The following is a 26,668-nucleotide window of genomic DNA, read 5'->3' as shown; positions in this document are numbered from 1 at the left end:
GATTTTTTTTGTATAATAAGCGGTTAATTTTTATAAAAAACCATGCCATGACCGCCAAAATCCCTGTTGTTTACACCCCCGATACAACCACCTTTGACCAAAAAAACCAAAAAACCAATCTTTTGGGCATGTCAAAAGATGAACTTTCCCAATTTTTTGTGGGTATGGGTGAAAAGTCGTTTCGTGCCACTCAGGTGATGAAGTGGATTTATCAGTTTGGCGTTACTGATTTTTTTGAGATGACCAACCTATCCAAAGCCTTGCAAGCGAAACTTGATAAAGTTGCGTGCGTGGTACCACCTGTGGTTAAGTTCAAGAAGTTTGGCGAAGATGGTACTCGTAAGTGGGTGTTTGAAGTGGCGGGCGGTTCGCTTGTTGAGACAGTGCTAATCCCTGCCGAAGATGGCAAACAGTTTGGGCGTAAGACCTTGTGCGTATCTAGTCAGGTCGGCTGTGCGTTGGACTGCTCATTTTGTAGTACAGGTAAGCAAGGTTTTGAGCGAGACTTAACAGCAAGCGAGATTATCGGGCAGTTGTGGGTTGCCAATCAGTCCTATATGCAGGGCGTTGCCCCGACCGAGCGTGAAAACCGTGTTACCAATGTCGTGATGATGGGCATGGGCGAGCCACTTTTAAATTATCATCCTGTTGTGGCGAGCATGAGTCTCATGCTTGATGACCACGCCTTTGGCTTATCCAAACGCCGAGTTACGCTCTCCACGTCTGGTATCGTGCCAAAAATGTATGACTTGGCTAAGGACATTGATGTGGCTCTTGCCATTAGCTTGCACGCTCCTAATGATGAACTGCGTAACGAGCTTGTGCCAATTAACAAAAAGTATCCTTTGGCGGAGCTTATCCGTGCTGCCAAAGCCTATGTTTATGATGAAAACCCCCGCCACAAAAAGCACGTTACCATTGAATACGTCATGCTACACGGGGTAAATGACAGTGACAAACACGCTCATGAATTGGTGGCACTACTGGCGGATTTACCAAGTAAAATCAACTTAATTCCCTTTAATCCCTTTCCGCACGCCCCTTATGGGCGGTCTAGCAATAACCGCATTCATGCGTTTAGTAATATCCTAAATCAAGCAGGATTTGTCTGCACCGTTCGCCAAACTCGTGGCGATGACATTGATGCGGCATGCGGTCAGCTTGTGGGGCAAGTGGCAGACAGAACACGGCGAGCCAAAAAATGGCAAGAGAGCATTGAAAAACGCCAAGCGTGATTTATGGGTGATGGTTTGTCTTTTATCAAAAAGTGTTTTGTTAAAAAGGTGTTTGGGCGTGAAATAAGGGCATTTTGTCCCATGTTGTTATTGATTTTTGTGAAAATCTGATGAAATGTCAATATTTTGGCGGGAAAAGAGCAAAAACATTGGCAAAAATTGTTGATAATTGTTAGAATGGCGATTATTTGTCTGTCGTGTTTGTATAAAAAGCGTGCAAGTCTTGGATGGTTGTCAGTATGGATTTGACTCTTGCACCATCAATGCAAAGATGGCACGACTTATGTAACTGTTCATCATGGTAATTATGGTAAAATCATGAAATATTTAGTCATATTAACGACATTGACCGTTTTATTGACGGCTTGTCAAAGCACTTCACAAAACACAACATCGGTCTATCAAGGCACTGACCCATCACAGCGTAAACGTGATAAGATGGAGCTTGCCCAAGCACGCACCGCTTTGGCAGGGCAGTACATCAACCAAAGACAGCTGGATGCTGCCAAAAGACAGTTGGATGAAGCGATAGAGGCACAGCCAAATTATGCCCCTGCTTATGATATGATGGGCAACTTGCTCAAAATAGAGGGCAGTCCTAGCAATATTGCCAACGCCGAAAAATACTTTAAAAAGGCGATCAGTCTGGACCCTGATTTTATCCAAGCACGCAATAACTATGGGGTGTATCTGTCCGAGCTTGGACGTCATCAAGAAGCGATTGAGCAGTTTAATATTGCAGGCAGTACCTTAGGCTATCATAATCGTGCAGGTGCGTTGGAAAATTTGGGGCTGACCTATCTAAAAATGAACAATCCAAAAGCGGCGGAGATGGCATTTAATAAAGCAATAGAGACGGAGAGTGCAACGGTTACAGCAAAGATGGAGATGATTGATATCCTAATTGGCAGACATGAATCCCTAAAAGCCAAAGCCTACTTTAATGACCTAAAAACGATGGCGCAACTTCATAATCAACCCATGCCATCACGCTTGCTATATCAAGGAGTCCGTCTGGGTATTTTGCAAAATGATCGCCAAGAGATTCAGCGATTGTCAAGTCAACTTTTGTCGCAACATCCACTCTCTGATGAAGCAAAACAACTAAAACAATGGCTAAACAACCCAACGGGAGCATTACAGTGAGCCAAACCAACGACAAACCAGCATCAAACACAGGTTTTGGCGGTAAATTAAGAAGTGCCAGAACGTCTCGTGGCTACTCACTAGATGCAGCAGCGGCTGAACTTCACATCCTAAAACGCCACGTACAGGCGATGGAGGAGGAGAACTTTGATGCTCTGCCCCAATTTGCTTTTGCACGGGGATTTGTGATGAACTATGCTAAGTTTTTGGGACTTGATGCCAATGAATTCGCCCGAGAATTTGAAAGCATCTACCCTGAGAACAAACGCACCAAGAGCGTCAATGACATTAAAGCACCACTGACGCCCATGGGTACAATTGAGCGTGGGCGTGGGGGCATGCGTTTTAATCCATGGCTTATTGCAGGGGTGATTGCACTTGTGATTTTTGGTTTTGTCTTATTAAAAATCATATCCAGTGCCATAGACAGGTCAGATGAAATAAACCCAACTGCCCAAACACAAATACTAAATCCAAGCGAGCAAGCCCAAGGAGCGGCGGTCGGTGCGTCGGGTTCGGCATTAAATTTAGGCACAAATGATGGTGAATCTACCACCCAAACCATGGCAGGTCAAGGTGTGATTGATATTTGGTCAAAAGGAGATGTTAATATCAAAATCACCGATAAACATGACAGAGTGCTCATGCAAGGCTTGCAGTCCCGTGGGGGTTATCAGTTAAAGGGTGAGACACCGTTTACCATTGAGATTGACAATCCTGCACAGGTAGATTTGAATTTTAATCAACGCCCCATTCGTTTGGGTGAGCATACCCAAAATGGCAAAGCCACTTTAACGCTACAATAAGCGAGTTATCATGCACCACAGTCCCATCAAACGTCGTCCCACTCGTCAAATCATGGTTGGCAATATCGCCATCGGTGGCAACGCTCCCATCAGCGTGCAGAGCATGACCAATACCAATACGTGCAATGTTGATGCCACAGTCGCCCAAATACAACGCTGTGTGGAGGCGGGGGCTGATTTAATGCGTGTCTCAACACCCACCATGGAATCTGTGGCAGCATTTGCCCAAATTAAAAAGCAAGTCAATGTACCGCTTATCGCTGACATTCATTTTGATTATAAAATTGCTCTGGCAGCAGCAGAAGCGGGAGCGGACTGCCTACGCATTAATCCGGGTAATATTGGCAATGACCAAAAGGTGCGTGAGGTGGTCTCTTGTGCTTGTCATCATAACATACCCATTCGTATTGGCGTCAATGCAGGTTCACTTGAAAAAGATTTGCAAAAAAAATATGGCGAACCAACAGGGCAAGCCATGCTAGAATCAGCTTTACGTCATATTGATATTTTAGAAAAATTAAATTTTCAAGATTATAAAATCTCGGTCAAGGCATCCAATGTTTTTTTGACATTGGATGCTTATCGGCTCATCTCAGCAGAGGTGGACTGCCCGTTGCATTTGGGCGTTACCGAGGCGGGTGTGTATCGTACAGGTACGGTAAAATCCGCCATTGCCCTAGGTGGGCTTTTGCTTGATGGCATTGGCGATACCATGCGAATATCCTTGGCAAGTCCGCCAGAGGAGGAGATTAAAATTGGTTTTGATATTTTAAAATCGCTAAACATTCGTTCAAATGGCGTCAACTTCATTGCTTGTCCGTCTTGTAGCCGTCAAGAGTTTGACGTGATTAAAGTCATGAATGAGCTAGAATCTCGCCTAGAAGACATCAGAGAACCGCTTGATTTGTCGGTGATTGGCTGTAAAGTCAATGGGCCAGGGGAAGCCAAAGAAGCAACCATTGGCGTGGTGGGGGCAAGTCCAAATTCACTGGTGTATAAAATGGGGCAAAAAAGCCATTTGATTGATACCAAAAATTTGGTGGACGAAATAGAACAAATGGTGCGTCAAAAGGCCAAAGAGTTGGCGGACAAACGAGCCAGTGAGATTGTTAGAGTGGCTCAATAAAATTATCATTTGGCATTTTAAGGCACGCTTGCATTTTGCATTTGTTAATGATGGATATTCTCCGATACATAAATGCTCTTGCCGACTTTAATAGATTATTTTTTTAATTTTATGTTTTTATATGAGGTAATGTGATGAAACATACTTTTGTTTTGGGTATTCTTATCCTATCATTTGGCATGTATGGTTGTGCCAAAGAAGAAAATTTTGCCGAACAGCCTGCTGTGGAGAGTAACCCCCCGCATGGTGTCCAAATGACAGAGAAGTCAAATGCCTTATCTCATTGGATTTTAGAAGAGGCGGACATTAGATTTTATAGCACAAAGACCGATAAGAATGATAATGACATTGTCGAGGAGGGTGTTTTTAATACCTATTCTGGCTATTTGGATAAGCAAGGTAACCTAAAAATGGAGATAGAGCTTGACAGTGTTGATACAGACATCTCTATCAGAGACCAAAGAATTAAAGAATGGCTTTTTGAGACAGCAAGATTTCCAAAGGTAGAGATTCAATCCCAAATGGATCATGACTGGATGAATGCTCTTGGTGTTCATAAAGAAGCAAGTAAAGTACAGCCACTGACCATCTCTTTTCATGGCAAGACAATACAAACCGAGGCTTCCCTTAAAATCATAAAGTTGGATGACAATACAATAAATGTGATGACACAAGAGCCTGTGCATATAAATCTGCTAGAACTTGAAATGATGCAGGGCTTAAATAGCTTAACAGAGGTGATGGATTTAAAGAGCATCAGTTATTTGGTGCCAGTCAAATTTCAAGGCAAATTTAAAAAACCTTAAATGATATTTGTCAAATCATACATAAAATGACTTTGCACCTAATTGGTCATATTGATATAAAATTTTATGCCTTAATAACGCCCTAAGACAATAATGCAACCCAATCATACGATGATTTATAAATGTTTATCTCGTATTTTTGTGTATTTAATGACTCTTACTTTTTGGAATTTATTTTATGAAAAAAAATATATCATCATTCATGACAGTTTTATCATGTTCTTTATTGATGGCTTCTTGTTCTAATGCTGACAATTCATTAAAGAATGATGAAAATAAACAATCAAGTATTAATGTTGATGCCAATACCATCCAAAAACCATCTGCCCAAAAATCATCTTTTGATGTTAAAGTGGGTCTTATGTCATCTTCAACTGGTAATGCACCACTGATTTTTATTGACGAAAAGGGGGGCATTCAGGGTTTTGAGTATGACATTTTAAAAGAAATAGATGAACGTTCTGATTATAATTTTCAATATGAATATCAGCCAAGAGATGACCTTTTTAATGGCATGAATGATAAAGAGATAGACATGATCGCAGGTATTGAGATTAGCAAAGAACGAACTCAAAAATATAATATGACCAACTCTTATTTGGATGTTTATCCAATAACTTTGCTAAGCAAAAATCCCAAAATCAAGAAATTGGAGGATATTGATAAGAATTCTACAGCTGTTAAAGAAGATTCAATGCAAACCACATTCACCATAGTCAAAGATTATGAAAATAATCATGACAATACCAACATAGATTATACGGTCAGTGATTGGATTTCTGTGCAGGCCCTTTTAAGAGATGATGTTAAAATTGCCATTGGTAATTCTGTTGCCATGCCTTATTTTTATTCAAAATATTCAACAAAAAAAGACCCTTTATATTTTTCCATTGATTATGATTATCCACAACAATCTTATGGATTTTTGATAAATAAAGAAAATGTGGACATGATGAATGACATGAATAAGCACATCCTAGATATGAAAAGTGATGGCACTTATCAAAAAATATTTAAAAAGTGGTTTTAGTTTTTAACTAATAACGAAAATGATGTTGTAATATAAATTGAAATATCTTTTTGATAAAACTGATTTGGGAAAAAATATGACTAAACTTACCGCCATCCGTGGCTTTAATGACATTTTGCCAGCCGAATCCGCCAAATGGCGAAAAGTAGAGCATATTTTGATGCAAGTGTTGGATGCCTATGGATTTGGTCAAATTCGTCTACCTATGGTAGAGAGTACAGATTTGTTTGCTCGTGGTGTGGGTGAAGCGACTGACATTGTTGAAAAAGAGATGTTTGGTGTGGTGCATGGCAACCAAAATACAGGTGCAGATGAAGATGATAAATCATTTACACTACGCCCCGAGGGAACGGCAGGGTGTGTGCGTGCGGTAATAGAACATAATCTGACCCGTGGCGATACACCAAAATTGTGGTATATGGGAGCCATGTTTCGCTATGAACGTCCACAAAAGGGACGATATCGTCAGTTTACCCAGCTTGGGGTAGAGAGCATCGGTTCACCGCTGCCTGATGCTGATGCTGAGCTGATTGCGATGACGGCGATGATGTGGAGACGGCTTGGGGTTTTTGAGCATGTAAGCTTGGAGCTTAACACGCTTGGTGAGGCTCATGAGCGTATCGCTTATAAAACAGCATTAGTTCAGTATCTAAATACTCATTTTGATGGACTTGATGATGACAGCCAACGCCGTGTCAGTACCAATCCTTTGCGAGTGCTTGATAGTAAAGATGAACAGACACAGGCGATTTTGCTTGGTGCACCTAAGTTGTCTGACTTTTTGGGTGAGGAGAGTCGTTTGCATTTTGAGCAGGTGCAAAACTACCTACACACGCTTGGCATTGATTTTGTCATCAACCAAAAACTTGTGCGTGGGCTTGACTACTATAACAAAACCGTTTTTGAATGGGTAACGGACAAACTGGGTTCACAGGCGACTGTGTGCGGTGGCGGGCGTTATGACGGGCTTGTTGGCATCGTCAAGGGTAAGCCTGAGCAGAGCGAACCTGCGGTGGGCTTTGCCATGGGGCTTGAACGCTTGATGTTGCTGATAGAAACCGTAAACCCGATTGCCGATACTGCCGACTGCGATGTGTTTGTCGTGGCAAGCGAAAACGTGTATATGAATGCCGTGCTATACGCCAATGAGCTACGCACACATCGCCCTAACTTGCGTGTCAAAATGGCGTCCGCCACAAGTTTAAAATCACAGATGAAAAAGGCGGACAAGTCGGGGGCGAAATTTACCGTGATTATCGGCGATGATGAAGTTGCCAATCAAACCCTATCGGTCAAAAATATGGCGACAGGGGAGCAGACAAGCCGTGCGATGACGGATTTTGATTTTGAGTAAGTTGAATAAGATTTGTGATTAAAATTGTCGGTGTTATAAAAGTTTAATGGTTTGGTTGACAATTTAACGACTTTTAAATCATTGATAACACTAGATTTAACATTAAAAAGCATTTTTAAGAGTTAGCAGATGAGCGATGAACTGATAGTAAATGACAAACAAGCCATGTCCGCCCTAAAACAGCACGGCAACAAAATCGTGTGGGCGGTGATTTTGGTGTTGGCAGGGTATTTTGGCTGGGATTTTTATCAAAAAAACTATGCCAAAATTGACACGGTGGCAGCCGATAGCTACACGCTAATCACCGAGAAAAATGATGTGTTTGTCCATCAAGCCGACAAAGAAGCATTAGCCAGGGACCAACAGGCTTTGTTTGCAGATATTGATAAACTGGTGGCGAATCATGGCAAGACCGCTTATGCATGGCAGGCTCTCATGATAAAGGCACGCCATCAGTCGGATAACGGTCAGCACACCGAGGCGGCGACAACCCTAAAACAGGCAAGTCAGATAGATTTGGATGATGAGGGATTAACAGCCATCACCAAACTAAGATTGGGGCAATCACTCATGGCAGAGGGCAGTATTGATGAGGCTTTGACGGTGGTTAATGGTGAGTTTCCTAAGGCGTTCGAGAGCTCAAAGCAAGAACTTCTAGGGGATATTTACGTCTTAAAAAATGATAATGACAATGCCAAGCAAGCCTATCAGTTGGCATGGGATGGACTGACCGAGCGTGGCGAGAGTCGCTCATTGCTCAGCCTAAAAATGCAAGCACTGGGCATGACCCCAACGCCCATCACGCCCAAGCATCAAGTAGTGGCAACGCCAGTCCAAGCTGATGCGGACGTGACAAGTGCCGATGTCCAAACAGTGGGTGCAAATGATGTACTGTCAGATGAGAGTGAGACTGTGCAGGGCGGCGGCGATTGATGACACAAAGTGGCAATACAAACACACCATTTATCAACGCATGATAAACAAAACTTTGCTAAAATTAATGCGTTTTAACTGATGTATTAACCATAATCAAATTCAAATCAAATAAGGATTCGTATGAAGCACATCACCAAACCTTTGGCTGTGGCAAGTGTGGCGGTATTGGCACTGACTGCCACAGGGTGCGATCGTTTTGGTCGCAGCAAGGCCCCTAAAAATACCCCTGCCAAACTTGTTAAGATTGATAATGAGATAGCAATCTTAAACAAAGTTGCCAGTTTTTCACTACCCCAAGCAGGTGGACGTTTTAAGGGTGCTAATGTCAATAAAAAAGACGTGGTGGATTTGCAAGTGGCTTCTGTGGGCGGTACACTCATCGCTGCCAGTCGTACAGGTGTGGTCAGTGCCTTTGCTGGCAATGCTCAGACATGGTCGGTAAATGTTGGCGATGTCATCAGCAGTGGCGTGGCAACCGATGGTCGGCTTGTGGTGGTTGGCACTCGCTCGGGTAAGGTGGTGGCACTTGACGGAGCGACAGGGAGCGTGGTGTGGGAGCGAAGTTTGCACAGCTCGTCACTTGCTCCTGCCCTTATTGGCAGTGGTCGTGTGATGGTCTCTGCCAATGATGGCGTGATTTATGCCCTAAATGCCAGTGATGGCAGTCAAGTGTGGCAGTTTAGCACCCAAAACCCTGCTGTCAGTGTGCGTGGTGCGGCAACACCCATCAGCCTGGATGCTAACACGGCACTATTTGGCACGGCAGATGGGCGTATTCATGCCATCAACCCACAGGCAGGCACACCGCTGTGGACACGTCGGGTAGGGCGTGCGGTTGGTGGTAGTCAAGTCCATCGCATGAGCGATGTTGATGGCACGCCATTGGTGGCAGGTCAGTATCTATATGTGCCAAGTTATAGCGGACAGCTTGCGGGCTTTGATATGGGCACAGGACGTACCCTATTTGTTAGTGAGCTTGCCAGCACCAAATCCCCTGCTCTGCTGGGCAATCAGCTCATTGGCACAAGCATTCATGGCGATGTGGTTGCCTTTAATGCGATGACAGGCGATGTCTTGTGGGAGAATAATGAACTCAAATACCGCCGTCTGACCAATCTCGTTGTCATCGGCAGTCATGTGGCGGTAGGTGACTTAGATGGCGTGGTTCATGTCTTTGATAACACAGGCAGAATCATCAGTCGCACGAACACCAAAGGACAGCTAACCAGTTTGCAGGTGATGGGGAACCGTTTATACACCCAAAGCAGTGAAGGCGTGGTTGCGGTGTGGCAGTTCTAATGGTGTACAAAATACCAAGAAAATAAAAATAAAGGGGCAAGCAATATCGCCCCTTTATTCATCTCTTTTGTTGTTAGGTTATTTCTGATATACCGTAACAGGCGTTACTCTTTGCACCTCATCAAGCGTTACACCGTCCGCCAGCTCCACCAGCACCAGCCCCTTATCGGTAACGTCATACACCCCAAGTTCGGTAATGATACGATTGACCACGCCTTTGCCTGTCAGGGGCAGTTAGTACTTTGGTAAAATCTTCGGTTCGCCATGCTTATTGACCTGTTCCATGAGTACAATGACATACCGAACACCTGCCACCAAATCCATCGCACCACCCATGCCCTTGACCATTTTATTTGGTATCATCCAATTTGCCAAATCACCTGTCTCAGATACTTCCATCGCCCCCAAAATGGCAAGATTGACTTTACCGCCTCGTATCATACCAAACGATTGTGATGAACTAAAAAAGCTCGCCCCTTTTTGGGCAGTTACGGTCTGTTTGCCTGCATTGATTAAGTCAGCATCAATTTGGCTTTCGGTAGGGAATGCTCCAATACCCAAAAGTCCATTTTCTGATTGGAGCATGACTGTCATGTCTTTTGGGATATGATTGGCAACCAATGTTGGCAGACCGATGCCCAAATTGACATAATAGCCGTCTTGTAATTCTTTGGCAGCACGCTGTGCCATTTGTTCTCTTGTCCAGACCATGATTATTCCTTGTTAATGTGTTAATTTTTAATGGTGCGTTGTTCAATGCGTTTTTCAGGATTGGTATTGACCACGATGCGATGCACATAAATGCCTGGCAGATGAATCTCATCAGGGTCAAGCTCGCCTGTCTCTACCAGTTCTTCAACTTCTACAACCGTGATTTTACCTGCGGTTGCGACATCAGGATTGAAGTTGCGAGCGGTTTTATTAAATATCAAGTTACCCATTTTATCTGCTTTATATGCCTTAGCAAGCGACGCATCAGCAACCAGTGAGTGCTCCATCAGGTACTCTACTCCGTCAAACTCTCGGATTTCTTTACCGTCAGCAACTTGCGTTCCTATACCTGTTACCTGTTTTTGTAAAAAAAGCAGGAATGCCTGCACCACCTGCACGAAGTTTTTCGGCAAGTGTGCCTTGTGGGGTAAGTTCCACTTCAAGTTCACCTGATAAAAATTGGCGTTCAAATTCTTTGTTCTCGCCAACATAAGATGCGATCATTTTTTTGATTTGCTGGGTTTGTAGCAACAGTCCGAGCCCAAAGTCATCCACACCTGCGTTGTTGCTAATACAAGTCAAATTCTTAACGCCTGTCTCTTTTAGAGTATAAATTAAAGCCCCTGGGATGCCACACAGTCCAAAACCCCCCACTGCAATGGTTTGACCATCCGCCACAATGTCAGCAAGGGCGGATTTGGCATTGTCATATACTTTTGTCATAAAAACTCCTTTTGATTATCTTTTGGCTAGCTTGCATCACAATCTGCCTGCTTTTTTGGATGGGCTTTAATAAAGGCAGGCAAGATACCACAATACTCATCAATGGCGGTAATGGTTGGATAGGCGGACAAATCCATCCCAAAGCGGTTGGCGTTATATACCTGTGGTATCAGCACGCAGTCAGCAAGCGTGAGCATATCACCAAAACAGCATTTGCCCGCCGTCTTTTGTAGTAGTTTTTCAAGGGCAGTAAAGTTTTCATGTATCCAATGGGCATACCACGCCCGCTTATCATCATCGCTGACATTTAGGCGTTGTTGTAGGTATTTTAAAACTTTAAGATTGTTAAGTGGGTGAGTGTCGCATGCTATCATCTGACACATTGTCCATACAGTTGCACGGTCAAAGGGCTCTGATGGCAGTAAGGGTATACTGGGGTAAGTGTTTTCTAGATAATCCAAAATTGCCAGCGATTGCATGATAATGCAACCATCGCCCACATCAAGGGCAGGGACAAGCCCTTGGAGGTTTTTGGCAAGATACTCTGCCCCAACTTGTTCGCCTTTGACCAAATGAATTGGCAGATGGTCAGCATTTAAGCCTTTTAAATGTAAAACAATGCGTATCCGATAGCTTGCCGATGAGCGAAAATAAGTATAAAGTTTCATCATATCTGTTTTGTGGATTCAAGCCTTGTCATTGTTATTCCTGTAAATCCAAAAAATAACGTCAAAAGTAAACAGCTGTAACAAAATACGGCATACGGTACATAATCCAGCACGGGCATGCCAAATATTCCTGTCAAAAACACCCCATACACGCCCCATGGTACCAAAGGATTGATGACCGTGCCTGAGTCTTCTATCGTACGTGCCAAATTTTTGGGGTGTAATCCCAAGCGTTTAAATTCAGGGGCAAAGGTATTGCCTGATAACAATAGACTCAAATACTGCTCGCCCACCAAAAAATTGACCCCAAATGCCGTCAAAGATGCTGCCAATACCGCACGGCTGGCACGAGTGAGCAGATGGGATATGGCAGACAGCAGGGCAGGCAATATCCCCAAAGCGTGCAACAAACCACCCAAGCTTAGTGCCAAAATTACCAAAATCTGACTAAAAAACATGCTTTGTAATCCGCCTCTGGATACCAGTCGTCCAACCTGACCAAGCTCCAAGTCCTTTGCAGGTTGATAGCCTGTAAAGAACCATCCGCCCAAATCAGCAAGAGTGGGCGAGCTGTGGGTATAAGTGATGGCAAGTGATACGATGATGGTTGCTGATATGGCGTAAATGGCGTTCACTCGCATGATGGCAAGGGCAACCAACACAACAAGGGAGAGCAGGGCATGGCCATGTACCAAGCCACTTGCTAACAAATTGTCCTGTAACACTGCCACATCCGCCAAGTTTGCCCTGCCACCATCTGATAGCATAAAAAACACCACCGCCGAGATGAGCCATGCAGGTATGGTAGTGTGCATCATGTTTTTGATATGTTCAAACAAATCAATGCCCACGATACTGGCGGCGATGCTTGTCGTGTCAGATAATGGTGACATCTTATCACCAAAGAGTGCCCCTGAGACCACCGCACCTGCGACCATGGCAGGGTTGGCATTAAAGGCTTCGGTCATGCCCAAAAATGCCACACCCACTGTTGCACAAGTGGTAAAACCGCTACCGAGTGCCACCCCAATCACACTTGCTAGGATAAAGGCAGACAAATAAAACATGTTAGGAGATAATACATCAAATCCATAATAAATGAGTGTTGGAATCGCCCCACTCATCATGAGTGCCGATACCAGCAGTCCAATTGCTGAAAACAGATAAATCGCCCCCATACCTGTGGCAACACCACCAATCATTCTATCTTGCATCGCCTCAAAGGTGATGCCTTTGGTAAGCCCAAACATCAACAGACCCAAAATGACAATCAAAAGCGACAACAAAGGCACAAAGCCCCATTTTATCATCGTAAGGGCAAGCACAAAGACCACAACAGCAGCAATGGGGACGGCTTGTTTGGGGGTTAAGTTTAGAAGAGGGGTTTGATTGCTCATAACAATTCCTTATTACCTGATGATGGCATTATATTACCATAAACCTTTGCCATCATTTAAAATAAATGTCAAAAACATCCCATAAATCAATATGATTTTATGGGGGTATTTATGGGGTTTTTAAAAAATAATTGTCATTTATGAAATATAATGTATTTAACTATATTTCCCATTTTGCCTGTATTATGTGACTATTTATCCAAGCACCCAAAACACCACATACCACAACAATAAATCCAAACGAAAGCAAACTTAAATTAATCCACTCTGATTTAATTAAAAAAGTTATAGAAAATCCAAGTAGCACACAGCATTGCAGTGATAATACATAATGAGGCATTAGTTGTTTAGTATAATTTCCACAAAAATTGAGCATAAATTCACTCATAAGCGTATTTTGCACACCATTTCCGACACCAACTAACAATCCAGAAAAAAATAAAACAAAAATTACCCAATAATTAGACAACATACTTGCCAAACCAAACCCCATCATACCAACACCCATTAACCCAGCCGCCAAATAAGCACCAGAAACCTGTCCTATTTTTTTAAAGAAGTCACTAAATAACATTGGACTAATTAATAAACCCAAGCTCATCATAGATAAAGTTGTCCCATAAATAAATGGACTAAGATTTAACTGATGATTGATATAAGGAATGATAATAATATTTAATGCGGAAGTTAAAGAAATAGTAATCGTAAAAAATAATAAAACTTTTTGAATAGTATGGTTTTTTATAAATTGCCGATAAGAAATAATATAATTATTGTTTGATGTTTCATCTATTGGTTGTTGCTTATTAGAATGATGACCATTCAACATCAATAAAATAAAACAAAAAAAGCTAATGGCTGACAAAATAAATACCAAGTCCTTCTCAATAAAACCAAATGCCAATCCTGTTAAACTGGGAGCAAAAACAAATCCAGCGTTTTTAATGGTTTGAGTTAATTTGTTAGCAAGAGTTAAATTGTTAGAAAAGTAATTTGGCAACACTGATAAAAACACAGTCCACAGTAGCGAACCCAAATACCCCAATAAAAAACTAAGAACTAAAATCAACAATGCTGAATTAGCAAAAAAATAAAAGGCAAGTATGATCAACCCTTGTAGAAAAAACACAGTAGGCAAAATAATCTTTTCACTAATTTTTGGCAAAATAAACGCACCACTACGACTGGCAGTAACACCACCAATCATAGACAGAGCATATAGTAAGGTTAAATTTTTTGAGTCACCACTAGCTAATGTAAGAGCAAAACTAACCAACATTGCTTCATCAGCGAAACTTCCTAGTGCCAAAACAACGACTGCAATAATAACTAGCGGGTAGCGCATACCAAACACCCCCATAAATATAATTTATTTATGACAGCAAAGATATTCTCTTGCCCACATCTCTCAATATCAATAACCTCATTGTTTAAAATATAATTTAACAAAATGTCAATATCTTGATGATAAGAAATACAGGAACAATGACCATTAGATGATATAATTAACATATCATCCAATCTAATCCACTGCAATACAGCATTATTATCTTTTATTAAGAAAAGACAATCCATTTTTTGTTTTTGTATTGGTCTAGGAACAAACAAACCCAAACTGGTTGTCTTAATAAGCTGATAGGAAATTATTTTAAGTTTTATATTAAAATCATTCAGTCTACTTCTAATATGATGAATAATCTCAAGATTATCATCGCTTAGGCTTACCAATCCAGAATTAAAATTGTGATTGGGAAAATTATTGAATTTAATATGATTTAAACCATCACTTCCAACAAACAAACTCTTACCAACTTGTTCAAATATGGTATCAACATCATCATTGTCTTCCCAAAATGCGATATTTACAACTAAAGAAGTAGCACCTTTACTCTCTGCTACATGATAATAGTCATAAGGAAAATAACAAATATTGTCACTTCGGTTTTGAATGATTGTAGCACTATCCTTGTATTGTTCATAGTGTGGATATTTTAGTCCTTTTACTGTTTTTTGATTGGGCGACCAAGTATATACATACTTTTGCCATTTCTTAGAGTAAAAGCAAAATTATGTGCATAATCTACATGCACGCCTGAATGTGTTGATGCATAATTGCCCAAAAAACAATCTACATCTACTCGTCCTGTTGGTTTTTTATCAGTATTATTGTAAATAATATGAGCAAAATTTCTTGCTATATCCCAAATCTGTGCATTGATAGTATGTAAGCCAAAATAAGCAATACACCAATCATTATTTTGGTTCATATGTTCAAGTCGTGTAATATAATTGTCCATATCAACATCATTGGATATCGCAAGCATATCACGATTTGGAATTGTAGAATGCCATTGATGGAAGTAATAAAGTCTGTGGCTTTATTGTGTGTTTGAAAGTCTTGTAGGTGATTTTTATAATACAAAAAAGTTTCAAATATTGTTTTCTCATCAAACATTATTTGGTGTGAATGCAATGTATTAAATTCTACTGCTTCTCTATTCCAAAAATTCAAAAATTCCGCTTTGTCTGTTATAGATACCATAACTAAACCTATCAAAAACCATTAGATAAAAGAAAGTTGTAATCCAATATGTATTGCCATCTATATCTTTAATGGTTAAAGGTAAGCCTAAGAATTACGCGGAATGCTTGGTATGCACATCTGCTACCGTGGAATGATAATCCACAATCTGAGATTGACCGCTACGCATCGTTGATGCTGGCGGTTCATCTGGCATCTGTGCATATTTTACATGCTTGCTTAGTGGGTTGAAGTCTTGGAGGGTCAAATCAGTCATCATATCCATAGTGATATCCTTGTTATATAGTGATATAGGTCATTGACAACCATATCAGAATAATAACAAAAGTCAAGACCTATCTTGAAAAAAATTAAGAAGAACAAGTATCAAAAAAACACCCACACAAATCAATTCTGGCGTGGGTGTTTTTAATAATTTCAATACAATTAAAACTCTGTCTTCATCGTATTGATAATCTCACCAAAAATACTATTGCTGTCTTTGTCATTCATATAAATCTTAACGGTATCGCCATCATCCATAAAAGGCGTTCTCTCACGCCTGCCATGAGTGCCTTTTTGCGATTTTTAAAGGGGTATGCTAAGGCATGGAAGTGATGTTCTGCTGGTGTATTTCTTGCTGGTATGTTCTAAGTTGGCAATTGACAAATGCCCCACTTTGGCAATTTTATGTTAAAATAGCAAGTTTTATAAAATAACAACTGAGAACACCATGTCCTTAAAATCCGTAGTTGCCCTTATAGGTCGCCCGAATGTGGGCAAATCCACGCTGTTTAACCAACTCACCAAATCCCGCCAAGCCCTAGTTGCTGATTTGGCAGGACTGACCCGAGACCGTCAGTATGGCGATGTGTTTTTTGAAAATAAATCTTTCATCGCCATTGATACAGGAGGTATTGGCGAGGCTGATGATGGCAAGGGTAACATTGATGACTACATGGCGACACAATCATACACCGCCATTTACGAGGCAGACATGGTTGTGTTTATTGTGGATGCACGAGCAGGACTTACCCCAAGTGATGAGGAGATTGCTAGGTTTTTGCACACGCTGGGCAAACCTGTCTTTTTGGTAGCCAACAAAACAGATGGCGTACATGATGCGTCCATTGCTGAGTTTTTTGGGTTGGGTTTTGGTGAGCCGATACCTACCAGTGCCAGCCATGGCAAGGGCGTAACGAGCCTACTTGAAATCATCACCGCTGATATGCCTGAAACAGTCGTTGAAGATTCCAAGGCAGATGGCTTAAAATTAGCGATCACCGGTCGCCCGAATGTGGGCAAATCCACGCTGGTCAATCGCCTTTTGGGTGAGGAGCGTGTTGTGGTGTTTGATATGCCAGGCACAACCAGAGACAGCATTTATATCCCTTTTGAGCGAGAGGGGCGAACTTATACACTCATTGATACCGCAGGGGTAAGACGGCGTGGGCGTATTGATGAGAAAGTGGAAAAATTTAGTGTCATCAAAACCTTGCAGGCCATCAAAGATGCGAATGTGGTTGTGTTGGTGATTGATGCTCATGAGGGCATTGTGGACCAAGATTTACACATGCTCGGCTATGCCTTAGATGCAGGACGGGCGATTGTGATTGCCATTAATAAGTGGGATAATCTCACTCAGGACCAAAAAGACAGTGTCAAAATTGAAATGGACAGACGTTTTCACTTTATCCCATGGGTTAAGATTCATCTGATTTCTGCCTTGTATGGCAATGGTGTGGGTAATCTGTATCCATCCATCCATAAGGCGTACGATGCGTCCATGTTTAAGGTGTCCACATCTCGTCTTACGCAGATTTTGCAAGATGCTGTGGCGGCCCATCAACCGCCAATGGTGAGTGGTCGCCGTATCAAACTTCGTTATGCTCACTTAGGCGGTCATAATCCACCTGTCATTGTCATTCATGGCAACCAAACAAGCAGTCTGCCAAAGAGCTATCAGCGTTATCTTGAAAATATCTATCGTGAGGTATTTAAATTAGAAGGCACGCCCCTTCATGTGGAATTTAAACAAAACGCCAACCCATATCAAGGTAAAAAAAATCCCGTCATCAAAAATAAAGCCAAAGTCATGCGTGAGCGTAAACGTATTGCTGAATTTAAGAAACGGGATAAGAAGAGAAAGTAAGAGCGGATTATGAATTACGGGTTGTCATTTATTAGTGATGATGATTTATATCATCATGTCAAAAATACGGTATTAAAATACCGTTTTCAAATTGATTTTAAAAAATTAAATAAAAACTTAATTGACCCAATTAAATTAACATTTGACAGTGCCATTTATCAAGGCGGTTTTGATAATGGGGCATTGTCTGTTATTTTGGATAATGAAATTAGCCGTCAAATGGATAAATCCAATACCAATCATATCGGTTATTTTCATCAAAATATTTTTAATTTTATTGGTAAAGAAAACGGTTGGTCTGTTCCTAGTCAAGGGTTTGATGTTGAAAATTCATCTTTACAAATCTATGTAGAGATGAAAAATAAACACAACACCATGAACAGTTCATCATCGGCAAAAACATATATGCGAATGCAACACAAGATTTTGCAAGAGCCAAATGCCACTTGTATGCTTGTGGAGATTATCGCCAAAAATAGCCAAAATATCGCATGGCAATGCTCGGTGGATAATCAATCCATGAAACAAGAACAAATTCGCCGAGTGTCTATTGATAAGTTTTATGAATTGGTAACAGGTAACGCTAATGCCTTTGCTCAATTATGCCAAATATTGCCAAACGTTATCCAAGATGTATTGGCAAATGAAAAAACACAAATCATTGAAAATACGGTGTTATCAGACATACAAGAACAAAACATTGAGCATATTCTAACCAGTTTGTATTTAATCACATTTAAAAAATATCAAGGATTTGATAACTTTCATTTGGGGTTATCATGACAAATTTATCATTATTTGATGAGCAAATACCAAATCAACAATCCTATATTCATTCTAATAAAAAAATTAGTAGCATTGAATTATTTGCAGGGGCGGGCGGATTGGCTTTGGGTCTTGAAAAAGCAGGATTTGAAGCGGTGTTATTTAATGAAGTGGATAAACATGCTTGCCAAACATTACGCCAAAATCGCCCTAATTGGCATATTTTAGAACAGGATATTTCTACGGTGGATTTTCGTCCTTATCGTGATAAGGTTGATTTTTTATCGGGTGGATTTCCTTGTCAGGCATTTTCTTATGCAGGAAAAGGCGAAGGCTTTAATGACATTCGAGGGACGATGTTTTTTGAATTTGCCCGTGCCATAAAAGAGATTAACCCTAAGGTTATTTTGGGCGAGAACGTCAAGGGTCTGTTAAATCATGATAAAGGCAGAACGCTTGCAACCATTAAACAGACACTCACAGAATTAGGTTATCGTGTGATTGAGCCAAAAGTATTAAATGCTGTTAATTTTCGTGTGCCACAAAAAAGAGAGCGGATTTTTATTGTGGGTGTTCGTGAAGATTTGGCGGATAAGGTGGATTTTGTGTGGCCTACGCCTTATCATCGCCCCATGACCATGACGGACGCTTTAAAAGCAGGTGAACTGTTTGATTGTGATGTGCCGATGTCGGACGGACAAATTTATCCAGAACACAAAAGATCGGTGTTAGACCTTGTGCCACAAGGGGGCTGTTGGCGTGATTTGCCTGATGAAGTGGCTCGTGCTTACATGAAAAAAAGCTATTTTTTGGGCGGTGGGCGTACAGGCATGGCAAGGCGTTTGGGTTGGCATGAGCCGAGTTTGACTTTGACGTGTTCGCCCGCCCAAAACCAAACCGAACGTTGCCACCCTGACGAAACCCGTCCGCTTAGGGTGCGTGAGTATGCTCGCATACAAACTTTCCCTGATGATTGGCAGTTTGCAGGTTCATTGTCTCAGCAGTACAAACAAATCGGCAATGCCGTTCCTGTGAATTTGGCATATGCCATGGGCGTGCAATTGCGACAGTTGTTATTACAAATCATGGATTAATATGTTCAAAAACATCCGCATTCTTATCCTACTTTGCATTTTACTCATCGTCGCTGTCAATAGCTTTCGTGATAAAAATCACGATTGGCAAAAGCCTGTTTATGTCGCCATTTATCCCATTAACGTGGATAATTCGCCAGAGGTTGCCAAATATATCGCAAGCCTATCCGACAGCGATTTTAAAGAAATAGAGACCTATCTTAATGCCGAGAGCAAAAAATACGGTCAAAATGCCAATTTTTATTATCGGCTTGGGCAAGAAGTCAAAGCCATGCCCCCTGTCGTGCCAAGAAATGGCGGAATGAGTGATGCGATTATTTGGAGTTTAAAATTTCGCTATTATGCCTACAAAAACGCCCATGACGTTGGCGTGCCGACCAATTTGCGGTTATTTTTGCAGTACCATAGCCCCGACAAAAAAGTCATCACCGAGACATCTACCGCCTTACAAAATGGACGCATTGGCGTGGTCAATCTGTTTGGCATGGACAAAAAAACCGCCAATAATAACGTGGTCATCGCCCACGAGAGCTTGCACGCCTTTGGGGCGAGCGACAAATACGACCTATCAAACGGCACTCCCATATATCCGCACGGCTATGCCAACCCCGCCCAAAACCCACGCTATCCGCAGACCCAAGCCGAGCTTATGGCGGTGCATATCCCCACATCGCCGACCAAATTTGACATGGCACGAGACCTAAAACAAACGGTTGTGGGCGAGATGACGGCAGTTGAGATTAAATGGAAAAAATTGGATTAACCATGCTTTTTGAGACGCTTGCCATAAATAACGGTGATATTTTAAATCTGGATTATCATAATGAGCGATTTAAACAGGGGCAGTTATTTTTACATTGCCAAACGATGATTGATGATATTGCCGATATTATTAACATTTCTGATGAATTTAATAATAAATTTATCCGTTGCCGTGTTACTTATGATAACTATAACATAAAAGTAGAGTATTTTGATTATACCCCAAAATCCATTCAATCTTTTAAAATAATAGAATGCGATAGTATAGATTATGCTTATAAATATGATGATAGGGCTTTATTAAATCAGTTATTATCGCAAAAGGGCGATTGTGATGAAATTATTATTATAAAAAATGGATTAGTTACAGATTGTTCTATTGGCAATTTATTATTTTTAAAAGATAATCATTGGTACACGCCCGATACACCATTATTGAAAGGTACTCAGCGAGCGTATTTATTGGACACTCAAAAAGTTCATTTGGCAAATATTGATAAAAATAACATTTGGCAATACGAAAAAGTGATGATGATAAATGCCTTAAATGCGTTTGATGAAAATAGGGCGATATTAATTAAAAATATTAAGGAATGATATGCTAAGATTGGCAATTTTTGCGGACATTCATGGCAAATTTTTATTGCCATTTAAACTAGTGAATTATTACCAAACCCTGACAGGGAAAGCGATTGACGCCATTATCCAATGTGGCGACATGGGAGCATTTCCCGACAAAAACAACATGGATAAAGCGACATTAAGACACGCCAGACATGACAGAGATGAGCTGGGTTTTATGGATAATTTTGTCAAAATGGATAATGACATTGCCAAATTTTTAAATACGCTTAATATCCCCATGTATGCCGTGCGTGGCAATCACGAAGACCATGATTTTTTGGATAATTTAGAACATAACAGCGATAAAAATTCGCCTTATTTTCATATTGATTGTTATCAAAAAATTCGGGTATTAAAAACAGGCTTTCCGCTCATATTAACCAATGATACCGACAGCATTAGCCTATTGGGGATTGGGCGAATTGGCGACAGAAAAGGGCGAGATAATAAAACATTTATCCAAAACTACGAACGAGAACAATTAAAAAAGCTCTATAAAACTTGTGGCGATATAGATATTTTAATCACTCATGACAAACCAAGCGAGAGCATTCGTGGTTATGGTTCATCTGACGTGGCAGACGCATTGGATAATATCGCTTTTTGTTATCTTTTTATGGACATACGGGTGAGCCTTATCATGAAACACTTGCTGATAATGGCATTACCCAATCAATAAAAATCAAAGAATTGGAATTTAATCAAAAAGGCAAATTAGAAACAGGCTGTATGATAATTTTAGAAAAAAACAAGGATAATATCAGCATAAAAAGCGTACCATTATTTGATATTATTCATTTTGATAAAGAAAGTTGGCGGTATATGTGATGATTTGCAATTTTATAAAAAAAATTTTAAAAATCCCTTGACTTTTTATTTTTATCGCTTATCATATACGCATTCACGCACCAAATACGCTTGGTGCATTTCATTCACCCAAACAGCAATAGGAGTAAAACAATGTCTGTATCTTACAATTTTTGTAATCCAAAAAAGACCAACCGTTTTGACTGTTTGGGCAAATCATTTTTGATATAATCTTTATATCAAGCCAAACACATAAAGACGGTGGCAAGCCTTAATCTACAAGGCTTTCACCGTTTTTTTATTGTCTAAAATTTGCCCAAAAAATCGCCAAGATTTGTCTTAAAAATTGATAAACTGCTTTATCAATTTTGACGGTTTTCTTTTCCCAAAAATATTGTCTTTTATTTGTCATTTTTATATTTAAAAATGATTGGGGAAGTATTGTCTTTTTAATTTATGTTTATTTAATTAGCTAAAAATTAAATGATTTTTGGTTGGGGATTTTTATATCAAAAATTTGGTATTTTTAAATTCAATCGTCATTGTAGGGGCGAATTACATTTGCCCAAAAAATACCAATAGCACAATCCCCAAACCAACCCAAAAGAGAAATAATTTTATGAGTATCGGACTTATTTTAAATGAAAATGGCAACAATGGCGTGCCTGTCAAAATCTTTACCAAAGACGTGGAACAAAAGGCGTTAAATCAGCTCTACGCGATGAGCCAGTTGCAATTTATCCATAGCCATATCGCCGTCATGCCTGACGTTCATGCGGGCAAGGGGGCGACTGTGGGGAGCGTGATTCCGACCAAATCGGCAATCATTCCGTCTGCGGTGGGCGTGGATATTGGCTGTGGCATGAACGCCCTACGCCTGTCTATCAAGGCAGAGCAGTTGCCCGACAACCTAAAACCTGCCCGCCTTGCCATTGAAAAACACGTCCCTGTCGGCTTTGAAAAGCACAAGCAAATCATGGCAAAAATGAGTACGCTTGACCCGCTTGCCATTCGTCTCAAAAAAATTACCGACAAGCACAAGGGTTTGTTAAAAATGCTCAATAACTTTGACAGAACGTGGGCAAAACAGCTTGGCACGTTGGGCGGTGGCAATCACTTTATTGAGCTGTGCGTGGACGAGAACGATGACGTGTGGATTATGCTCCACTCTGGTTCTCGTGGGATTGGCTCGTGTATTGGCGAGTATTTTATCAGTCTTGCCAAAAAGGTGAATGAGACGTGTTTTGGTTATATTCCTGACCGTGAGCTGTCGTATTTGGCGCAGGGTACGCCGTTTTTTGACGATTATATTGAGGCGGTGGGCTGGGCTCAGGACTATGCGACCGAAAACCGCAAGGAGATGATGAGACTCATTATCAAAGCCTTACAAAGCAAAGACGCACAATTTCCCCGCTTTACCGTAACCAAAGAGGCGATAAACTGTCATCACAACTATGTCAGCCGTGAGAGGCATTTTGGCAGTTCGGTCTATGTAACTCGCAAGGGGGCGATTAGTGCCTATGAGGGTGAGCTTGGCATTATCCCTGGCTCTATGGGGGCGAAATCCTATATCGTGCGTGGGCGTGGCAATAGCGAGAGTTTTTGTTCGTGTTCGCATGGGGCAGGGCGAAAAATGAGCAGGGGGCGTGCGGTGCGTGAGTTTGGCTTGGCGGATTTGGTGAGCCAAACGGACGGTATCGAATGCCGTAAAGATAAGGGCGTGCTGGACGAAATTCCACAGGCGTATAAAGATATTGATGAGATCATGGCAAACCAAACCGATTTGGTGGAGGTTGTGCATACCTTAAAGCAGGTGATGTGTATTAAGGGGTGATGAATGATTTTTGGACTACTATCTGATTTTTTATTTGTCATTTTGTAAAATAAGTGCAGGAGCAAATTACATTTGCCCTGTGTTAAATTTGGATTTTGGGGTGAATAAATTACCCTTATACGTCCAAATTCTAAAATATATTTTGATTTAGTCCAACATAGGAAAATAATATGAAAAACCAAAAAGAGCTTATCAAACTTGGCGAAAAATTGGCAAATCACCCAATTTACCCAAGTGCGATTAAAGTACGCAACCAAACCGCCTTAAACCCTTTATTAAAAAAGGGTGGTGTTCATGATAAAGACAACCCCAAAACACGCCATAAAAAAGAGCGTGCTAAAATACGTTTGCACCTAAAACATAAGGGGTATGACAATAATTTTTAAAAATTTTTCAAATTTTTTGTAAGATATTTGCTCCACGTCCGTCTAAGGTATATCATAGAATGGTTTATGATGTTCAATCGGAGTTTATTATGTCAAATCTTAACCGTAAAATCACAGGCCTTGCAGTAGCAACCTTACTGGCGACAGGGCTGAGTGCTTGCAAAGAGGAAAAAGTGCAAGCACAGCCACTGGCACAAGGCTATCAAAATGCTGATACCGCCCAGCCTAATCAAGCAGTCGTCTCCGACACCAAAACCGCCGAAGGCAAATGTGGTGAGGGCAAAACCGCCGAAGGCAAATGTGGTGAGGGCAAATGTGGTGAGGGCAAATGTGGTGAGGGCAAATGTGGTGCGACCAATGCTGACAAATCAGCATCTGCCAGTTGTGGAGCAAGTACTGATAAAAACGCCAATGCCAGTTGTGGCGGTTCAAAATAAACAGTTTGTTGATGGCAAATACAAGGTTATGATGTTTTGTAACCTTGACTTTCGTTATTTTTACTTATTTAACGCTCTTTTTGATGGGTGAGTCGGAGAAAAATTAATGATACAAACCAAAAACTTAATCATAGGCTTTGGTAAAGCAGGCAAAACATTGGCAGGACTGTTTGATAAACATGGTCAGAGTACCATTTTGGTTGAGCAATCGGAAAAAATGTATGGTGGAACGTGTATTAACGTGGGCTGTATTCCCTCAAAAAAACTGATTCATGAAGCCAAAACGGATGGTTTTGATGAAGCCATGCAAAACAAAGATGCCCTTATCAGTACTTTGCGTGAAGCAAATTTTAACAAAATCAATGATTTATCAAACGTGCGTGTCATTACCGCACAGGCAAGTTTTGTTGATGATAATACCGTTACCCTATCCACAGGCGAGACGGTGCGTGCTGAGCGGATTTTTATCAACACAGGTGCAACCCCCATCATGCCAAACGTGGCAGGCGTGGATGGTGAGCATATTTATGACAGTACAGGGCTGTTAAACTTAGGCGATACGCAAAAAACCACCCCCAAGCGATTGGTCATCGTGGGTGCAGGATTCATCGCTCTTGAATTTGCCTTTATGTATCACGCCTTTGGCAGTCAAGTAAGCATTGTTGAGCGGTCGGAGGAGTTTTTAGCAAACGTTGATGATGATGTGCGTGAAATTGTCCTTGATTTGTTAGATGAGCGTGGTATTGAGTTGCATTTGGGGCAAGACGTCCAAGAGTTTAGACATCAAGATACCCACACTCAGGTCATCACTGACAAACTGACCCTAGATGCTGATGCCGTGCTTATTGCCATTGGCAGACAGCCCAACACAAACAGTCTAAACCTACAAAACACAAGCGTGCAATTAGATGAGCGTGGTTATGTGGTGTGTGATGATAAACTAAAAGCCACAAACAATATTTGGGCCATGGGCGATGTTGCAGGCTCACCACAATTTACTTATATCTCGCTTGATGATTATCGCATTGTGGCAGATGATTTGTTTGGCAGTGGCACACGCCAAAGAGCTGACCGCAATATCTTCCCAACCAGCGTCTTTATCACACCGCCTTTATCACAAATTGGCATGAGTGAAAAACAAGCCCAAGCAAGTGGTAAAAATTATCAAGTAGCAACCTTAGCCGCCCAAAACATTGTTAAAGCCAAAATGACAGGCAACACCAAAGGTTTATTAAAAGCGGTTGTGGATAAAGACACCAATGAGATTTTGGGTGTTACGCTGTTTTGTGATGACAGCCATGAGATTATCAACTTATTTAAACTGGCAATGGATAATGGTGTTAAAGCAGATTATTTTAAAGGACAGATTTTTACGCATCCAACCATGAGCGAATCATTAAATGATTTATTTGCTCAATTTTAAAATGGTTTTTTATAAAGGTATGTTATGAAAAAATTTACTCTGACCATCATCATGGGTGTGTTTGGATTGACAGCATGTAACAGTTTTGCCAACATGTCCATCAAAGACAATACAACCCAAACACAGGTTCAAACACAAATCACACCAAAGGCAAAAGGCGTTTGGATTGATGTTCGCACCCCAGAAGAATATCAAGCGGGTCATTTGACAGATAGCATCAATGTCCCTGTTGATGATATCACCAAACGTATCTTTGCCATTGAACCTAATAAAGACAGTCCCATCAATCTATATTGTCGTAGTGGCAGACGTGCCGAGGTTGCTCGTACGCAACTGCTTAAATTGGGTTATACCAATGTTACCAATCACGGCGGTTATGAAGATTTAAAACAACAAGGCTATCGTTAAGGGATTTTTTATGAAAATTAATGTTGGCAAACCCGATAAAATCGTGCGAATTGTTTTGGGTGTCGTTATTATTGGTGTGGGTGCTTATTTTGGTTCGTGGTGGGCAATCGTTGGGCTTGTGCCTTTATTGACAGGCTTTATGAATTTTTGCCCCATTTATCATCTTTTGGGCATCAGCACCTGTAAATACCATGCTAATAAAAACCTCAATAAGTAAA

Annotated in this window: 27 protein-coding genes and 2 pseudogenes; 21 read left to right on the top strand and 8 right to left on the bottom strand. The window is 41.1% G+C overall.

Going from position 1 to position 26,668, the window contains the following annotated elements:
* Window positions 1-47 precede the first annotated feature (47 nt).
* From rlmN to bamB, 9 genes are all read left to right on the top strand, one after another.
* Window positions 48-1,235, top strand: a complete 1,188-nt coding sequence (gene rlmN, locus AAHK14_RS00235) for a 23S rRNA (adenine(2503)-C(2))-methyltransferase RlmN (protein ID WP_194092488.1) — start codon at window positions 48-50, stop codon at window positions 1,233-1,235.
* A gap of 318 nt (window positions 1,236-1,553) precedes the next feature.
* A complete protein-coding gene (gene pilW, locus AAHK14_RS00230; RefSeq protein WP_158512484.1) occupies window positions 1,554-2,381 on the top strand; it encodes a type IV pilus biogenesis/stability protein PilW in 828 nt (275 codons plus the stop codon).
* Entirely contained in the window at window positions 2,378-3,187 is an 810-nt protein-coding gene (locus AAHK14_RS00225) for a helix-turn-helix domain-containing protein (RefSeq protein WP_158512485.1), read from the top strand. The genes pilW and AAHK14_RS00225 overlap by 4 nt, the downstream gene beginning before the upstream one ends.
* A 7-nt stretch (window positions 3,188-3,194) precedes the next feature.
* The gene (gene ispG, locus AAHK14_RS00220; protein ID WP_156731716.1) at window positions 3,195-4,313 is read left to right on the top strand and encodes a flavodoxin-dependent (E)-4-hydroxy-3-methylbut-2-enyl-diphosphate synthase; all 1,119 of its coding nucleotides are present in this window, start codon (window positions 3,195-3,197) and stop codon (window positions 4,311-4,313) included.
* Window positions 4,314-4,447: 134 nt separating this feature from the next.
* The gene (locus AAHK14_RS00215; RefSeq protein WP_065274005.1) at window positions 4,448-5,119 is read left to right on the top strand and encodes a YceI family protein; all 672 of its coding nucleotides are present in this window, start codon (window positions 4,448-4,450) and stop codon (window positions 5,117-5,119) included.
* Window positions 5,120-5,297: 178 nt separating this feature from the next.
* The gene (locus AAHK14_RS00210) at window positions 5,298-6,149 is read left to right on the top strand and encodes a transporter substrate-binding domain-containing protein (protein WP_065274004.1); all 852 of its coding nucleotides are present in this window, start codon (window positions 5,298-5,300) and stop codon (window positions 6,147-6,149) included.
* A 76-nt stretch (window positions 6,150-6,225) separates the two neighbouring features.
* A complete protein-coding gene (gene hisS / locus AAHK14_RS00205) occupies window positions 6,226-7,503 on the top strand; it encodes a histidine--tRNA ligase (protein ID WP_065274003.1) in 1,278 nt (425 codons plus the stop codon).
* A 129-nt stretch (window positions 7,504-7,632) separates the two neighbouring features.
* Complete coding sequence (locus AAHK14_RS00200; RefSeq protein ID WP_065255398.1) at window positions 7,633-8,436, top strand: tetratricopeptide repeat protein; 804 nt, start codon at window positions 7,633-7,635, stop codon at window positions 8,434-8,436.
* Window positions 8,437-8,559: 123 nt separating this feature from the next.
* Window positions 8,560-9,738 carry an outer membrane protein assembly factor BamB gene (gene bamB / locus AAHK14_RS00195; RefSeq protein WP_065255397.1) on the top strand — a complete coding sequence of 393 codons (1,179 nt, stop codon included), beginning with the start codon at window positions 8,560-8,562 and terminating at the stop codon, window positions 9,736-9,738.
* Between the two features lie 78 nt (window positions 9,739-9,816).
* Here the strand turns inward: bamB and AAHK14_RS00190 are convergent.
* From AAHK14_RS00190 to AAHK14_RS00155, 8 genes and pseudogenes are all read right to left on the bottom strand, one after another.
* Window positions 9,817-10,449, bottom strand: a pseudogene (locus AAHK14_RS00190) (3-oxoacid CoA-transferase subunit B).
* Between the two features lie 20 nt (window positions 10,450-10,469).
* Window positions 10,470-11,172 (bottom strand): annotated as a pseudogene (locus AAHK14_RS00185) (CoA transferase subunit A).
* 26 nt (window positions 11,173-11,198) lie between these two features.
* A complete protein-coding gene (gene maiA / locus AAHK14_RS00180) occupies window positions 11,199-11,840 on the bottom strand; it encodes a maleylacetoacetate isomerase (RefSeq protein WP_065255396.1) in 642 nt (213 codons plus the stop codon).
* Window positions 11,840-13,237 (bottom strand): Na+/H+ antiporter NhaC family protein, encoded by a 1,398-nt coding sequence (locus AAHK14_RS00175; RefSeq protein WP_065255395.1) that lies wholly within the window; start codon window positions 13,235-13,237, stop codon window positions 11,840-11,842. Before AAHK14_RS00175 ends, maiA begins: the two co-directional genes overlap by 1 nt.
* Before the next feature lie 160 nt (window positions 13,238-13,397).
* On the bottom strand, window positions 13,398-14,582 hold the full coding sequence (locus AAHK14_RS00170) for an MFS transporter (protein WP_083108134.1): 1,185 nt from the start codon (window positions 14,580-14,582) through the stop codon (window positions 13,398-13,400).
* Window positions 14,567-15,037: a hypothetical protein gene (locus AAHK14_RS00165; RefSeq protein ID WP_227514662.1), complete on the bottom strand. Its 471-nt coding sequence runs from the start codon at window positions 15,035-15,037 to the stop codon at window positions 14,567-14,569. The genes AAHK14_RS00170 and AAHK14_RS00165 overlap by 16 nt, the downstream gene beginning before the upstream one ends.
* A 200-nt stretch (window positions 15,038-15,237) precedes the next feature.
* Window positions 15,238-15,561: a hypothetical protein gene (locus tag AAHK14_RS00160; RefSeq protein WP_227514661.1), complete on the bottom strand. Its 324-nt coding sequence runs from the start codon at window positions 15,559-15,561 to the stop codon at window positions 15,238-15,240.
* Between the two features lie 312 nt (window positions 15,562-15,873).
* Window positions 15,874-16,044 carry a hypothetical protein gene (locus AAHK14_RS00155; RefSeq protein WP_194092487.1) on the bottom strand — a complete coding sequence of 57 codons (171 nt, stop codon included), beginning with the start codon at window positions 16,042-16,044 and terminating at the stop codon, window positions 15,874-15,876.
* Between the two features lie 447 nt (window positions 16,045-16,491).
* Here AAHK14_RS00155 and der point away from each other — a divergent pair, with 447 nt between their 5' ends.
* The 12 genes from der to AAHK14_RS00095 all read left to right on the top strand — a co-directional run bounded on the left by der (window position 16,492) and on the right by AAHK14_RS00095 (window position 26,667).
* Window positions 16,492-17,910 (top strand): ribosome biogenesis GTPase Der, encoded by a 1,419-nt coding sequence (der, locus tag AAHK14_RS00150; protein WP_194092486.1) that lies wholly within the window; start codon window positions 16,492-16,494, stop codon window positions 17,908-17,910.
* Between the two features lie 9 nt (window positions 17,911-17,919).
* Entirely contained in the window at window positions 17,920-18,693 is a 774-nt protein-coding gene (locus AAHK14_RS00145) for an Eco47II family restriction endonuclease (protein WP_194092485.1), read from the top strand.
* Window positions 18,690-19,769, top strand: a complete 1,080-nt coding sequence (gene dcm / locus AAHK14_RS00140) for a DNA (cytosine-5-)-methyltransferase (RefSeq protein WP_194092484.1) — start codon at window positions 18,690-18,692, stop codon at window positions 19,767-19,769. Before AAHK14_RS00145 ends, dcm begins: the two co-directional genes overlap by 4 nt.
* Before the next feature lies 1 nt (window position 19,770).
* Window positions 19,771-20,532, top strand: a complete 762-nt coding sequence (locus AAHK14_RS00135) for a hypothetical protein (RefSeq protein WP_194092483.1) — start codon at window positions 19,771-19,773, stop codon at window positions 20,530-20,532.
* A 2-nt stretch (window positions 20,533-20,534) separates the two neighbouring features.
* Entirely contained in the window at window positions 20,535-21,128 is a 594-nt protein-coding gene (locus tag AAHK14_RS00130; RefSeq protein WP_194092482.1) for an aminotransferase class IV, read from the top strand.
* Window position 21,129: 1 nt separating this feature from the next.
* A complete protein-coding gene (locus AAHK14_RS00125; protein ID WP_227712936.1) occupies window positions 21,130-21,834 on the top strand; it encodes a metallophosphoesterase in 705 nt (234 codons plus the stop codon).
* A 747-nt stretch (window positions 21,835-22,581) separates the two neighbouring features.
* On the top strand, window positions 22,582-23,796 hold the full coding sequence (locus AAHK14_RS00120; protein WP_194092481.1) for an RtcB family protein: 1,215 nt from the start codon (window positions 22,582-22,584) through the stop codon (window positions 23,794-23,796).
* A 170-nt stretch (window positions 23,797-23,966) separates the two neighbouring features.
* The gene (locus tag AAHK14_RS00115; RefSeq protein WP_051225941.1) at window positions 23,967-24,182 is read left to right on the top strand and encodes a hypothetical protein; all 216 of its coding nucleotides are present in this window, start codon (window positions 23,967-23,969) and stop codon (window positions 24,180-24,182) included.
* Between the two features lie 89 nt (window positions 24,183-24,271).
* Window positions 24,272-24,619 (top strand): low-complexity protein, encoded by a 348-nt coding sequence (locus AAHK14_RS00110; RefSeq protein ID WP_194092480.1) that lies wholly within the window; start codon window positions 24,272-24,274, stop codon window positions 24,617-24,619.
* Between the two features lie 106 nt (window positions 24,620-24,725).
* Entirely contained in the window at window positions 24,726-26,042 is a 1,317-nt protein-coding gene (locus tag AAHK14_RS00105; RefSeq protein WP_172823622.1) for an FAD-dependent oxidoreductase, read from the top strand.
* A 24-nt stretch (window positions 26,043-26,066) separates the two neighbouring features.
* Window positions 26,067-26,450 (top strand): rhodanese-like domain-containing protein, encoded by a 384-nt coding sequence (locus AAHK14_RS00100; RefSeq protein WP_065255387.1) that lies wholly within the window; start codon window positions 26,067-26,069, stop codon window positions 26,448-26,450.
* Between the two features lie 10 nt (window positions 26,451-26,460).
* Entirely contained in the window at window positions 26,461-26,667 is a 207-nt protein-coding gene (locus AAHK14_RS00095; protein WP_065255386.1) for a DUF2892 domain-containing protein, read from the top strand.
* Window position 26,668 lies beyond the last annotated feature (1 nt).

Origin of the sequence: Moraxella sp. K1664, from assembly GCF_039693965.1 — a bacterium.
Taxonomy (GTDB): domain Bacteria; phylum Pseudomonadota; class Gammaproteobacteria; order Pseudomonadales; family Moraxellaceae; genus Moraxella.
This window is presented reverse-complemented; position numbering and strand designations above follow the sequence as displayed.

Coding starts and splice junctions, on each gene's coding strand:
- AAHK14_RS00215 (WP_065274005.1), top strand. CDS start 4,448: ATGAAACATACTTTTGTTTTGGGTATTCTTATCCTATCATTTGGCATG.
- maiA (WP_065255396.1), bottom strand. CDS start 11,840: ATGAAACTTTATACTTATTTTCGCTCATCGGCAAGCTATCGGATACGC.
- AAHK14_RS00110 (WP_194092480.1), top strand. CDS start 24,272: ATGTCAAATCTTAACCGTAAAATCACAGGCCTTGCAGTAGCAACCTTA.
- bamB (WP_065255397.1), top strand. CDS start 8,560: ATGAAGCACATCACCAAACCTTTGGCTGTGGCAAGTGTGGCGGTATTG.
- AAHK14_RS00170 (WP_083108134.1), bottom strand. CDS start 14,582: ATGCGCTACCCGCTAGTTATTATTGCAGTCGTTGTTTTGGCACTAGGA.
- AAHK14_RS00105 (WP_172823622.1), top strand. CDS start 24,726: ATGATACAAACCAAAAACTTAATCATAGGCTTTGGTAAAGCAGGCAAA.
- dcm (WP_194092484.1), top strand. CDS start 18,690: ATGACAAATTTATCATTATTTGATGAGCAAATACCAAATCAACAATCC.
- AAHK14_RS00130 (WP_194092482.1), top strand. CDS start 20,535: ATGCTTTTTGAGACGCTTGCCATAAATAACGGTGATATTTTAAATCTG.
- AAHK14_RS00120 (WP_194092481.1), top strand. CDS start 22,582: ATGAGTATCGGACTTATTTTAAATGAAAATGGCAACAATGGCGTGCCT.
- AAHK14_RS00095 (WP_065255386.1), top strand. CDS start 26,461: ATGAAAATTAATGTTGGCAAACCCGATAAAATCGTGCGAATTGTTTTG.
- AAHK14_RS00135 (WP_194092483.1), top strand. CDS start 19,771: ATGTTCAAAAACATCCGCATTCTTATCCTACTTTGCATTTTACTCATC.
- AAHK14_RS00155 (WP_194092487.1), bottom strand. CDS start 16,044: ATGGATATGATGACTGATTTGACCCTCCAAGACTTCAACCCACTAAGC.
- hisS (WP_065274003.1), top strand. CDS start 6,226: ATGACTAAACTTACCGCCATCCGTGGCTTTAATGACATTTTGCCAGCC.
- pilW (WP_158512484.1), top strand. CDS start 1,554: ATGAAATATTTAGTCATATTAACGACATTGACCGTTTTATTGACGGCT.
- AAHK14_RS00175 (WP_065255395.1), bottom strand. CDS start 13,237: ATGAGCAATCAAACCCCTCTTCTAAACTTAACCCCCAAACAAGCCGTC.
- der (WP_194092486.1), top strand. CDS start 16,492: ATGTCCTTAAAATCCGTAGTTGCCCTTATAGGTCGCCCGAATGTGGGC.
- AAHK14_RS00160 (WP_227514661.1), bottom strand. CDS start 15,561: ATGCTTGCGATATCCAATGATGTTGATATGGACAATTATATTACACGA.
- AAHK14_RS00125 (WP_227712936.1), top strand. CDS start 21,130: ATGCTAAGATTGGCAATTTTTGCGGACATTCATGGCAAATTTTTATTG.
- AAHK14_RS00210 (WP_065274004.1), top strand. CDS start 5,298: ATGAAAAAAAATATATCATCATTCATGACAGTTTTATCATGTTCTTTA.
- AAHK14_RS00200 (WP_065255398.1), top strand. CDS start 7,633: ATGAGCGATGAACTGATAGTAAATGACAAACAAGCCATGTCCGCCCTA.
- AAHK14_RS00100 (WP_065255387.1), top strand. CDS start 26,067: ATGAAAAAATTTACTCTGACCATCATCATGGGTGTGTTTGGATTGACA.
- AAHK14_RS00115 (WP_051225941.1), top strand. CDS start 23,967: ATGAAAAACCAAAAAGAGCTTATCAAACTTGGCGAAAAATTGGCAAAT.
- rlmN (WP_194092488.1), top strand. CDS start 48: ATGACCGCCAAAATCCCTGTTGTTTACACCCCCGATACAACCACCTTT.
- AAHK14_RS00145 (WP_194092485.1), top strand. CDS start 17,920: ATGAATTACGGGTTGTCATTTATTAGTGATGATGATTTATATCATCAT.